This window comes from Mesorhizobium sp. B2-3-12, assembly GCF_006442205.1.
Lineage (GTDB): Bacteria > Pseudomonadota > Alphaproteobacteria > Rhizobiales > Rhizobiaceae > Mesorhizobium.
In genome coordinates, this window is sequence record NZ_VFVR01000010.1 from 45,558 (window position 1) to 57,614 (window position 12,057).

Consider the following 12,057-nt stretch of genomic DNA (forward strand, 5'->3'; position numbering starts at 1 on the left):
AGTGGTGGCTATGGTGCTCCATGTTGCCGCCGATTTACACGCCATTGCACGCCAATTCCCTAAGCACTCCCGATGGCGCTTTACATTCGCGGACCAGCGCGTTCAGATCAACAAGCTGCTTGGAAGGACACGAACCGACTACTAAGGCCGACCGGGGAATAGACGCGGACAGAGGGCGAGAACCCGACAAACCTGAGCTACCGTCGCCGTTTTCCCCCTACTCCCACTCAATTGTCCCCGGCGGCTTCGACGTCACGTCGTAAACCACGCGGTTGATGCCGCGGACTTCGTTGATGATGCGCGTGGCGGCGGCGCCGAGGAATGCCATGTCGTAGTGGTAGAAATCAGCCGTCATGCCGTCGACCGAAGTGACGGCGCGCAGCGCGCAGACGAATTCGTAGGTGCGGCCATCACCCATCACGCCCACGGTCTGCACCGGCAACAGCACGGCGAAGGCCTGCCAGATCGCATCGTAAAGGCCGGCCTTGCGGATCTCGTCGAGATAGATGGCGTCGGCCTCGCGCAGGATCTCCAGCTTTTCGCGCGTGATGCCGCCCGGGCAGCGGATGGCGAGGCCGGGGCCCGGGAAAGGATGGCGGCCGATGAAGCTTTCGGGCAGACCGAGCTCCTTGCCCAGCGCCCTCACCTCATCCTTGAACAGTTCGCGCAGCGGCTCGACCAGTTGCATGTTCATGCGCTCGGGCAGGCCGCCGACATTGTGGTGCGACTTGATGGTCACCGACGGGCCGCCGGTGAAGGAAACGCTCTCGATGACGTCGGGATAGAGCGTGCCCTGCGCCAGGAAATCGGCGCCGCCGAGCTTTTTCGCCTCGTCCTCGAACACCTCGATGAACAGCCGGCCGATGGTCTTGCGCTTCTTTTCCGGGTCCGACTCGCCTTCCAGCGCCGAGATGAATTTTTCAGAGGCATCGACCAGGATCAGCGGCAGGTTGTAGTGCTGGCGGAACATCGCCACCACGCCCGCCGCCTCGTCCTTGCGCATCAGGCCGTGGTCGACGAGGATGCAGGTCAGTTGATCGCCGACCGCCTCGTGGATCAGAAGGGCAGCGACCGAGGAATCCACACCGCCCGACAACGCGCAGATGACCTTGCCCTTGCCGACCTGCTTGCGGATCGCCTCGACCGCGTGTTCGCGGTAGGCGCGCATCGTCCAGTCGCCTTCGATGCCGGCGATGTTGTGGACGAAATTTCTCAGCAGCCTGGCGCCGTCGGGCGTGTGCACCACCTCGGGGTGGAACATGATGCCGTACATTTTGCGCTCGACATTGCCGAAGATGGCGAAGGGCGAGCTTTCCGACTTGCCGAACACCTGAAAACCCGGCGGCAGGGCGATGACCCGGTCGCCATGGCTCATCCACACCTGATGACGCTGGCCGGTGGCCCACAGGCCCTCGAACAGCGGGCTGTCCTTTTCGATCTCGACGAAGGCGCGGCCGAATTCGCGATGGTTGGAGCTTTCGGCGACGCCGCCCATTTGCACGCACATGGCCATCTGGCCATAGCAGATGCCGAGCACCGGCACGCCGGCGTCGAAGACGATCTGCGGTGCGCGCGGGCTGCCGACATCACCGGTCGAGGCCGGGCCGCCGGACAGGATCACCGCTTTCGGATTGATGCGCTGGAACGCCGCCTCGGCCGACTGGAACGGCACGATCTCGGAAAACACGCCGGCCTCGCGGATGCGGCGGGCGATGAGCTGGGTAAACTGGCTGCCGAAATCGACAATCAGGACGGTGTCAGGGTGATTGGCTGTTGTCATGGCGAGCGTTTAGAGAAAGAAACGAGTCGGCGCAATGGGTTGCGGTGCCTGACTTTCAGACAGGTCTGGCCTGATCGTTGGCCGAAGCCGCCCGCTGCAAACCCGAACCGATCGCCTGTTCGAGGCGCATGACGGCGCCGGCTAGCTTTTCATCGATGACGTGCAGATATTCGGTCCAGTCGCCGACGTGCCTCAGATCAGCCGCGCCGTCGGAAATGCCGCGCAGCCCGATGAGCGGGATGTCGAAAAGCTGGCAGGCACGCAAGCAGGCGAAGGTTTCCATGTCGACCATGTCTGCGGCGATCGCTTCGTACGCCGAGCCGGTAATGATGGCGCCGCCGGTCGACAGTGTCGCCTGCTTGATTTCGGGAATACGAAACGGCAGCGGTACGGTCGCCGGCAGGTCGAGAAACGGCGTGGCGCCCTTCTCGAAGCCCAGCGGCGAGGCATCGATGTCACGATAGCTCACCGAGATGGCCTGGTAGATTTCGGTCTGCTCCAGGGTCCGGCTGCCGGCGGAGCCGAGCGAAACCACCAGATCGGGCAATGCCTTTTGCGACTTCAACCAGGAGAGCTCGGCACCGAGCCTGACGCCCGCTTCGACCGGGCCGACGCCGGTCATCAGCGGCGTGAACAGCCGCTGCAAATGCGGGCCGTATTCGGCCTGCGCCGCCATGACGAAGAGGACATCCTTGCCGCCAATGCGCACGACGTTACCGGTCATGATCTGCTTCTCCCTGTCCCGGCCCTTCGCCAATGGCTCCGGGCGTTCGTCGCTCGAAAAGCCCATTTGGGGGTCCGCTGCGCGGACCGCTCCTCACCCTGCTATGCCGTCGCGGCCGACCACCGTCATCATGGTCCCGGTCATGGTGGCGATCAGCTTGGCCTCCCCGTCGGCGGCGAAGGCATAGGCCTGGCCGTCGGCAACGATGATGGTGCGGCCGGGCTTGGTCACCGACCCGCGGAACAGAAAGCGCTCGCCCCTGCCCGGCGCCAGAAGGTTGACCTTGAATTCGATGGTCAGCACGCCGGAATTTTCCGGCATCAGCGAGAAGGCCGCATAGCCGCAGGCCGAGTCCAGCGCCGTCGAGATGACGCCGGCATGCAGGAAACCGTGCTGCTGGGTCAGTGCGGCCGAATAGGGCATCTCGATCTCGATGATGCCTGGTGTGACCAATGTCAGTTCGGCGCCGATCGTCGCCATCGCCTGCTGGCGTGCGAAGGATGCCCTGACGCGATCCTCATAGTCTGGAGCCGGTACGATCTTCGCTGCCATCACCATTGCCTTCACGTTTGCCGGGAAAGCTTATCGCAGAGGCATGAGCGGCAGGCAAATGCTTTTGCTGCACTGCAACAAAACGACATCGAGGCGTCCTAGTTCAACCAGAGAAGCGAAGCGTTGAGCAGAGTGGCGAACGCCACCCATGCCGCGTAGGGCGCGAACAGCCAGCCGGAAGCCCGATCGCGGTTCCAGACGTTCGCAATGAACAGCACGATGCTCGCGAGAAGAAGCACGATGACGACCAGGGCCGGCCCCATCATTTTTGCGCCGAAGAAAGTCGGCGACCACAGGAAATTCAGGACGAGCTGGGTGCCCCAGATCTTCATCGCCGTGCCCGACGGCTCCCGCTGCCATGTCCGCCAGCCGGCCACCGCGATCAGCACATAGAGCAGGGTCCAGGCCGGCGCGAAAACCCAAGTGGGCGGATTGAAGGGAGGCTTGGCCAGCGACGCATACCAAGCACCCGGCAGTGTCGCGTAGCCGATCAGAAGGCCCCCGCCCAGCACGAGGACGAGGAAAAGCAGAAGCGACAGATATTTTTGCAAGACTTTACCCCATGGCGGCGCGACGCCGCGCATCACGAACTGGGGCGCAGCCCCAAGCTGTCAACGGCGTCAGTTCGCCCGCCGCATGGCGCAGAAATAAAATCCGTCGGTGCCGCTCAGCGCCGGCGAGAGCGAAATGCCACCTTGGGCACCGATCCGCATCGCGGCGGCATTGCCTGGAAAATGGCTGTCCCAAAGCTGGCGATGGTCGACCGGGGCAAAGCCGCCGTGCCGATTGCGAAACGCGGCGACCTGTTCGCCATTCTCCTCGTCGAACACCGAGCAGGTGATGTAGACCAGCAGGCCGCCAGGTTTGACATAGGCCTTCGCAGCATCGAGGATCGCCGACTGCTCGCCCTTGCGGGCGTCGAGCTGTCTCTGCGTCAGGCGCCATTTGGCGTCGGGACGCCGCCGCCAGGTGCCGCTGCCGGTGCAGGGCGCGTCGACCAGCACGATGTCCATGTGGTTGGCGAGCGGGGCAAGCTCGGCCGGCTTGATGGCGATCTGCACATTTCGGTTTTCCGAACGGCGGATGCGGTCGAAGATCGGCGCCAGCCGCGCCTTTTCGGCATCGTGAGCAAAGATCTGACCGTGATTGTCCATCGCCGCCGACAGCGCCAGCGTCTTGCCGCCGGCGCCGGCGCAGAAGTCGAGCACCTGCATGCCGGCCGTCGCGCCGGCAAGTGCCGCCGCGATCTGCGACCCCTCGTCCTGGACCTCGAACCAGCCCTTCTGGAAGCCCGGCTCGGCCTGGACATTGGGATGCCTGCCGTCGCCATCGATCGGCGGGATGCGGATGCCATAGGGCGCGATCCGCGCGGCGCTTGCACCGGTCTGGGCCAGTTCGGCAAGCACCTTGGCGCGATCGGCCTGTAGCGTGTTGACCCGGATGTCGAGCGGCGGGCGTGTGGCCAGCGCGGCGCCCTCCTCGACCCATGTCTCGCCGAAGGCGCGTTCGAACAGCGGTTCGCACCAATCGGGTATGTCGGCGCGAACGGCTGGCGGCGCGTCGACGAGCCGGCGTTCGGCGATTGCCTGGAGTTCCGTGGCACTGAGCAGCGGCGGCGCGAACTTGTCACCTTCGAGCGTGGCGTTGAGCGACTGCGCCGTCTGGCTCCATTCGAGCAGCAGCGCCCCGAAGCCGATGGCGCGCGGCGTGTCTTCGCCCAGCAACCAGCCGGCGGAGCGTTTGTGGCGCAGCGCGTCGTAGACGATGTTGCCGATCGCGGCGCGATCACCACCGCCGGCGAAGCGATGTGACAGGCCCCAATCCTTCAGCGCATCGGCCACCGGCCGGTGACGCCGACCGATGTCCTCCAGCACTTCGATGGCCGCAGCCAGCCGTCCGCCCAGTCGCATTCGTCATTCCATCAAATCGAGCACATTGATCCCAGGGCCTGCTCTTAGAGCCTTTCACGTCCGGATTGAACCCCGCTCCATCGCACACCGCCGAGACGCCGCCGACCACGCCAGCGGATTCAGCCGACCAATAAATCTCCCCGGTCGGCGAAAGCAGATCGATCAATAGATGAAAGGTCTCTAATGTTCGCAACTGGGGACTGCAAGCACGGCTTGTGGCGCAACCGCTCTGCTTTCCAAGTTTTTCGGTTGGGAATACTCTTGTCGCCATGATTCGCGGCGCGGAAACCGTGGACCGGCGAATCGTCACGAGGAGAGGGCAATGAAGACTTATCTGGCGGAAGTTCTAGGCACATTTCTGTTGGTGTTCATCGGTACGGCGTCCGTGGTGACGGGCGGCTTCGGCGGCGCGCTGCCGCTTGGTCAGGAGGGCATCGGCCTGGCATTCGGCATCGGCCTCATCGCGGCGGCCTATGCGATCGGCCCGATTTCGGGCGCGCATCTCAATCCGGCGGTGACGCTCGGCGTCTTCCTTGCCGGCCGGCTGCCGGCCAAGGACGTCATCCCCTACTGGATCGCGCAGATCATCGGCGCCATCATCGCCTCGCTGGCGTTGTGGATCATCGTTTCCGGCCAGGCCGGTGGCCACACCGGCGGCTTCGGCGCCAATGGCTGGGACGAGACGAAATGGGGCATGAGCTCGGCGTTCCTGTGGGAGCTGATCGGCACCTTCACCTTCGTCACGGTTATCCTTGGCGTCACCGCCGAGAAGCACTCGACGGCTTTTGCCGGGCTGGTCATCGGCCTGACGCTGGCCGGCATTCACTTCGCCATGATCCCGGTCACCGGCACCTCGGTCAATCCGGCGCGCTCCATCGGTCCGGCGCTGTTTACCGGCGGTGCCGCGCTCAGCCAGCTCTGGCTGTTCATCGTCGCGCCTTTGATCGGTGGCGCCATTGCCGGCGTCGTCGCCAAGGCGCGCGTCTTCGAGAAGGATTGATTTCCAGAGCCTGAATGCAAAAGGCGCGGGCCGTGGCCCGCGCCTTTTTCGTAGGCCTTAAGTTCGAATCAGGCAGCGATATCAAAGCGATCGGCGTTCATCACCTTGGTCCATGCCGCAACGAAGTCCCGGGCGAATTTCTGCCCAGCGTCCGCCGATCCGTAGACTTCGGCCAGCGCTCGCAGTTGCGCGTGCGAACCGAAGATCAGGTCGGCGCGGGTGCCTGTCCACTTGACCGCCTTGGTCTTGCGGTCGCGCGCTTCGTACACCTCTTCCGAACCCGGAACAGAACCGGCGGCCGGATCCCACACCGTGCTCATGCTGAGCAGGTTGACGAAGAAGTCGTTGGTCAGCGTACCCGGCCTGTCGGTGAGCGCGCCGTGCTTTGACTGCCCGGTGTTGGCGCCAAGCACCCGCAGGCCGCCGACAAGCACCGTCAACTCCGGCGCCGTCAGGCGCAGCAACTGCGCCCGGTCGACCAGCATGGCTTCAACCGACATGGGCTGCTTGCCCCTGACGTAGTTGCGGAAGCCGTCGACTTTAGGCTCGAGCGCGGCAAAGGAGTGAACGTCCGTCTGCTCCTGCGAAGCGTCCATGCGGCCGGGCGTGAACGGCACCTTCACGTCGTTGCCGCCGTCCTTCGCGGCTTTCTCGACCGCGGCGACACCACCGAGCACGATCAGGTCGGCCAGCGATACCTTCTTGCCACCGGTATTGAACTCCTTCTGGATGGCCTCGAGCTTGGCCAGCACCTTCGACAATTGGGCCGGCTCATTGACAGCCCAGTCCTTCTGAGGTGCCAACCGGATGCGGGCACCGTTGGCGCCGCCGCGCTTGTCGGAGTTGCGGAAGGTCGAAGCCGAGGCCCAGGCGGTCGAGACCAGTTCGGAAACCGACAGGCCGGAGCCCAGGATCTTGGCCTTCAGCGAGGCGATGTCCTGCTCGCTGACCAGTTCATGATCGATCGCCGGGATCGGGTCCTGCCAGATCAGCTCTTCCTTCGGCACCAACGGGCCGAGATAGCGCACGACAGGACCCATGTCGCGATGGGTCAGCTTGAACCAGGCGCGGGCAAAGGCGTCGGCGAACTGCTCCGGATGCTCATGGAAACGCCGCGAGACCTTCTCGTAGGCCGGGTCGGCCCGCAGCGCGAGATCGGTGGTCAGCATGGCCGGCGCATGATGCTTGGAAGGGTTGTGCGCGTCCGGCACCGTGCCAGCACCGGCGCCCCCCTTCGGCGTCCACTGATGGGCGCCCGCCGGGCTCTTGGTCAATTCCCATTCGAAGTTGAACAGATTGTCGAAGAAGTTATTGCTCCACTTGGTCGGCGTCGTCGTCCAGGTGACTTCGAGGCCTGACGTGATGGCATCGCCGGCAATGCCTGACGCATGCTTGCTGGACCAGCCGAGGCCCTGCGCCTCGATACCGGCACCTTCGGGCTCCGCGCCCACCAGCGAGGCATCGCCGGCGCCATGGGTCTTGCCGAACGTGTGACCGCCGGCGATCAACGCCACGGTTTCCTCGTCGTTCATGGCCATGCGCGCGAAGGTTTCCCTGATGTCGCGGGCCGAGGCCAGCGGATCGGGCTTGCCGTTCGGCCCTTCCGGATTGACGTAGATCAGGCCCATCTGCACGGCGCCGAGATGGCCGCGAAGCTCACGGTCGCCGGAATAGCGCTCGTCGCCGAGCCATTTGGTTTCCGACCCCCAGTCCACGTCCTGCTCGGGCTCCCAGACGTCGGCGCGGCCGCCGGCGAAGCCGAAGGTCTTGAAACCCATCGATTCCAACGCGACGTTGCCGGTGAGGATCAAGAGGTCGGCCCAGGAAATCTTGCGGCCGTATTTCTGCTTGACCGGCCAGAGCAGGCGGCGCGCCTTGTCGAGATTGGCGTTATCAGGCCAGCTGTTGAGCGGCGCGAAACGCTGCTGGCCGGCGCCTGCGCCGCCGCGGCCATCGCCAATGCGGTAGGTGCCGGCGCTGTGCCAGGCCATGCGGATGAACAGCGGCCCGTAATGGCCAAAGTCAGCCGGCCACCAATCCTGCGAATCCGTCATCACATGGTGCAGATCCCTGATGACCGCATCGAGATCGAGGCTGGCGAATTCCTTGGCATAGTCGAAGTCCTCGCCCATCGGGTCCGACAGGTTCGACTGCTGGTGGAGAACGCCGAGGTCAAGCTGGTTCGGCCACCAGTCACGGTTGGTCCGGCCGGCGGATCCATGCGCCACAGGGCATTTGCCCGCGCTGTTATCGTCGGTTTTCGCGTCCATGTCTCACTCCAATTTTGCCGAGGTTTGATTGTGCCGAGCTTGATTTTTGCCGAGATTTTGGGGGCGGCCAGCGGCGCACGCCAATCTGGAACGGTTCCAGACTAGGACACACCGACGATAAAAACAAATTGTCTTTCCTGTTTATTTCGATAGGATTTTCTTATGACGGGCTTGACCACATGATCGGATTGACGGTTCGCCAGATGCATTATTTCGACGCGCTGGCGCAGACGCTGCATTTTGGGCGTGCGGCGAAACTTGCCGGTGTCAGCCAGCCGGCGCTGTCCTCCCAGATCGCCGAAATGGAGCAACGGCTGAACTGCCGGCTGTTCGAGCGCGGCGGCAGGTCGGTGCGCATGACGGATGACGCGATTGCGCTGTTGCCGCGCATCGAGCGCATCCTGGCCGATATACGTGACGTGGAAACGACAGCCCGGCGAGGCCGCACGGCGATGGAGGGACGCTTCCGCCTGGGCATCATCCCGACCATCGCGCCCTATCTTCTGCCGCTCGCCCTGCCTGAATTGAAGAAGCACTTCCCGGCCTTGCTGCTCGAATTGCGCGAGGCGGTCACCACCTCCCTGGTCGACGACACCGCATCGCGAAAACTCGATGCCTTCATCGCCGCACTTCCGCTCGACCATCCCGGGCTGATCACCGAGGCGCTGTTTCCCGATCGGTTCTTCCTGGCCGTGCCATCAGGCGATCCGGCTTTCGCCTCGCCGCCGGTCCCACCCGAGAGCCCGGCGCTGGAAAGATTGATGCTGCTGGAAGAAGGCCATTGCCTGCGCGAACAGGCGCTGGCCGTCTGTGGCAATGTGCGGCCGGTGGCGATGGCAAGCTACGGCGCCACCAGCCTGACCACGCTGCTGCAGATGGTGGCGCACGGGCTCGGCGTCACCCTCATCCCGGAAATGGCGGCTGGGCCCGCCGGCACCATCCCCGACCTCAAGATCGTGCCGTTCCAGGAGCCGATGCCGCAGCGCATGATCTGCCTTGCCTGGCGGCGCAACAATGCACGGCATGGCGAATGCGTCGAGCTGGCGAAGATTATCCGGGGCCTCGGCGCGGCGGTGCTGGCGGGCTGAGAGCGGGCCAAACCACGGGCTACAGCACCCGTGACAGGAATTCCCGGGTGCGCGGCGATGTCGGATTGGCAATCATCTCACGCGGCGTGCCGCGTTCGACAATCACGCCGCCGTCCATGAAGACGAGCTGGTCGCCGATCTCGCGGGCGAAACCGATCTCGTGGGTGACGACGACCATCGTCATCCCGCTCTCGGCCAGGTCGCGCATGACCTGCAGGACTTCGCCAACCAGTTCCGGATCGAGCGCCGAGGTCGGCTCGTCGAAAAGCAGCACCTTGGGCTTCATGGCCATGGCGCGCGCGATCGCGACACGCTGCTGCTGGCCGCCGGACAATTCGCGCGGATAGCGGTCGACCTTGTCGGCGAGGCCGACACGCCGCAGCAGCACTTCCGCTTCGGCCTTCGCCTGGTCCAGTGCTATTCGCCGCACCTGCGTCGGCGCCTCGATCAGGTTCTCCATCACGGTCATGTGCGAGAACAGGTTGAACGACTGGAACAGCATGCCGATCTCGGCACGGCGCCGGCATAGAAGATCGTCCTTCACCTCCTGGAGCTTGTCGCCCAGTAGGTCGTAGCCGACGAACTGGCTGTCGACCAGCAGGATGCCGCCGCTGAGTTTTTCCAGATGGTTGATGCAGCGCAGGAACGTGCTCTTGCCGGACCCCGACGGGCCGATGATGCAGGCGACCGATCCCTCCGGCACATCGAGGTCGACGCCTTTGAGCACTTCGAGCTGGCCATAGGTCTTGCGCACGCCGCGCGCGAACACCATGGAGTTGGCCGGCACGCCGAAGCGGGCACGATTTTCGGATTTCACATCGGTCATCGGGCAACGCCGCGCAGGCTGATGGCGTTGCGCAAGGCGCGCATCGTCAGGGGGTCGCGTCTGACATCGCTGCGGCCGAAATGGCGTTCCAGGAAATGCTGCCCGACCGACATGATGCTGACCACGGCGAGGTACCAGAAGGCGACCACGATCAGCAGCGGGATGGTCTCGAAGGTTCGCGCGTAGATGCTTTGCGCCGTGTAGAACAGGTCATCGACGGCGATGAACGTCACCAGCGAGGTCATCTTCAGGAGGTTGATCGCCTCGTTGCCGGTCGGCGGCAGCACGAAGCGCATGGCCTGCGGCAAGGTGATGCGTTTCAGGATCATGCGGTAGGGCATGCCGAGCGCGCTTGCCGCTTCCGACTGGCCTGACGGCACCGACTTGATGCCGGCGCGGATGATCTCGGCCATGTAGCCGGCCTCGCACAGGGACAGCGCGACGACGGCGGAAAAGAACGGCGTCATGAAATCATTGGTGCGCACCGAAAACAGCGTGCCTATGAACGGCAAAGTCAGCGAGATTTCGCGCACCAGCAGCGACAGGTTAAACCAGAAAATCAGTTGGATCAGCGCCGGCACACCACGGAAGAACCAGACATAGACGCCGGAAAAGGCGCGCAGCACCGGGCTTGGCGATACCCGCATGATGGCGATGACGGTGCCGACCACGATGCCCAGCACCATGATGACGACGGTGAGCAGCAGCGTGTTGCCCAGGCCGCGCATGATCGAGGGGTGGAAAAGATAGCCGGCGGCCGTGCCCCAGGCGAAAGCAGGGTTGCTGGCGAAGGCGCGGATGATCAGTAATGCCAGCAGCAGCGCGAGCGCGGTGCCGATCCAGATGCCATAGCGGCGCTGCGGCACAACGGTCAGGCGCGATACGGCGGCGGCAGCGCCCGGCTCGATGCCGATCTCGGTCGGGTGGGCCACGCCCATCAACGGTCTCCTGATTTCTGGCCGGCGCCTGGCCCGTGGTCAGGCGCCGGGTCATCCTTATTCGGCTCGAAGCGCGTCCATGGAGCCGACGAAGTAAGGTTCCTTGATCGCGTAAGCGCCCATGCCATACTTCTCCAGGATAGTCTTGTACGTGCCGTTCTTGAACAGCTCGGCAAGGGCCGCCACCATCATGTCGGCGGTTTCCTTGTCGTCCTTGGCGATCGCCATGCCGAGCGGCGCCACCTCATAAAGCGTCGGCAGCACCACCAACTGGCCCTTGCTGGTCACCTCGAAATAGCTGGATGCCGTGGCATCGTCCATACGCGCGTCGACGCGGTCCGAAAGCACGGCCTGGACGATATCGGTCGAAGAGTTGAAGACGGACTTCTCGATGGGCTTCTGGCCCTTGTCGGTGCACTCCTTGGTGAGCTTGTCGACGAGGAAATCCGAGGCGCTGCCGGCCGAGACACCGATGCGCTTGCCGCAAAGCGGCGTGTCGCCGCCGAAGCTCGCCTTCTTGTCGGGTGACGTCGAGACGGCCAGGCCCGCCTTCAGGAACATGACGAAATCGACCTGCTTCAGGCGCTCCGGCGTGGCCGAGAAGGTCTCCCAGGCGATCTTGAAGCGGCCGGCCGCGAGGCCCGGGATCATCGACGGAAACGGCGTGCGCTGGATATCGAGCTTGGCGTCGACGAGCTTGGCCACTTCGCCGGCGAGTTCGACGATGATGCCGGTCTGCTTGCCGTCGGCGTCGAGATATTCGAACGGCGCGAAGTCCAGCGTGTTGGCGACGGCGAGCGTTCCGCTCTGCTTCACCTCAGCCGATTTCGGCACATCGGCGGCTTTGGAAACCCCGGCCCAGACGGTGGCGGAAAGCGCCAGCGCGAGGCCGGTCATTTGCAGATATCTGTTCATTGCTGTTCCCCTTTCTTGTCCTTGATTGCAGTCTTGCCGCAAAGCCCGGGCCGG

The 12,057-nt window shown here is 64.1% G+C and carries 11 protein-coding genes; 2 read left to right on the forward strand and 9 right to left on the reverse strand.

The window, feature by feature from the left end; translation table 11 throughout:
* Window positions 1-217: 217 nt before the first annotated feature.
* The 5 genes from guaA to FJ948_RS24965 all read right to left on the reverse strand — a co-directional run bounded on the left by guaA (window position 218) and on the right by FJ948_RS24965 (window position 4,966).
* Window positions 218-1,780: a glutamine-hydrolyzing GMP synthase gene (gene guaA, locus FJ948_RS24945; RefSeq protein WP_140709190.1), complete on the reverse strand. Its 1,563-nt coding sequence runs from the start codon at window positions 1,778-1,780 to the stop codon at window positions 218-220.
* A gap of 55 nt (window positions 1,781-1,835) precedes the next feature.
* Window positions 1,836-2,504, reverse strand: coding sequence for a 5'-methylthioadenosine/S-adenosylhomocysteine nucleosidase (locus FJ948_RS24950; protein ID WP_140709192.1), 669 nt, complete (start codon window positions 2,502-2,504; stop codon window positions 1,836-1,838).
* A 93-nt stretch (window positions 2,505-2,597) separates the two neighbouring features.
* Complete coding sequence (locus FJ948_RS24955; protein WP_023686843.1) at window positions 2,598-3,056, reverse strand: PaaI family thioesterase; 459 nt, start codon at window positions 3,054-3,056, stop codon at window positions 2,598-2,600.
* Between the two features lie 98 nt (window positions 3,057-3,154).
* Window positions 3,155-3,640, reverse strand: a complete 486-nt coding sequence (locus FJ948_RS24960) for a TspO/MBR family protein (RefSeq protein ID WP_140709194.1) — start codon at window positions 3,638-3,640, stop codon at window positions 3,155-3,157.
* Between the two features lie 36 nt (window positions 3,641-3,676).
* Window positions 3,677-4,966 carry an RsmB/NOP family class I SAM-dependent RNA methyltransferase gene (locus tag FJ948_RS24965; protein WP_140709196.1) on the reverse strand — a complete coding sequence of 430 codons (1,290 nt, stop codon included), beginning with the start codon at window positions 4,964-4,966 and terminating at the stop codon, window positions 3,677-3,679.
* Window positions 4,967-5,288: 322 nt separating this feature from the next.
* On the opposite strand from FJ948_RS24965, the gene FJ948_RS24970 reads away from it, so the two are divergent.
* Window positions 5,289-5,966, forward strand: a complete 678-nt coding sequence (locus FJ948_RS24970; RefSeq protein WP_127277877.1) for an MIP family channel protein — start codon at window positions 5,289-5,291, stop codon at window positions 5,964-5,966.
* 68 nt (window positions 5,967-6,034) lie between these two features.
* Here the strand turns inward: FJ948_RS24970 and katG are convergent, their stop codons facing one another.
* Window positions 6,035-8,236, reverse strand: a complete 2,202-nt coding sequence (gene katG / locus FJ948_RS24975) for a catalase/peroxidase HPI (RefSeq protein ID WP_140709198.1) — start codon at window positions 8,234-8,236, stop codon at window positions 6,035-6,037.
* A 179-nt stretch (window positions 8,237-8,415) separates the two neighbouring features.
* On the opposite strand from katG, the gene FJ948_RS24980 reads away from it, so the two are divergent.
* Window positions 8,416-9,324, forward strand: coding sequence for a hydrogen peroxide-inducible genes activator (locus FJ948_RS24980; protein WP_140709200.1), 909 nt, complete (start codon window positions 8,416-8,418; stop codon window positions 9,322-9,324).
* Between the two features lie 19 nt (window positions 9,325-9,343).
* Here FJ948_RS24980 and FJ948_RS24985 read toward each other — a convergent pair whose 3' ends face one another.
* Genes FJ948_RS24985 through FJ948_RS24995 form a run of 3 tightly spaced genes read right to left on the reverse strand, consistent with a single transcriptional unit; the run spans window position 9,344 to window position 12,003 of the window.
* Window positions 9,344-10,150 (reverse strand): amino acid ABC transporter ATP-binding protein, encoded by an 807-nt coding sequence (locus FJ948_RS24985; RefSeq protein WP_140709202.1) that lies wholly within the window; start codon window positions 10,148-10,150, stop codon window positions 9,344-9,346.
* Window positions 10,147-11,088: an amino acid ABC transporter permease gene (locus tag FJ948_RS24990; protein ID WP_140709204.1), complete on the reverse strand. Its 942-nt coding sequence runs from the start codon at window positions 11,086-11,088 to the stop codon at window positions 10,147-10,149. Before FJ948_RS24990 ends, FJ948_RS24985 begins: the two co-directional genes overlap by 4 nt.
* 57 nt (window positions 11,089-11,145) lie before the next feature.
* Entirely contained in the window at window positions 11,146-12,003 is an 858-nt protein-coding gene (locus tag FJ948_RS24995; RefSeq protein ID WP_140709206.1) for an ABC transporter substrate-binding protein, read from the reverse strand.
* Window positions 12,004-12,057 lie beyond the last annotated feature (54 nt).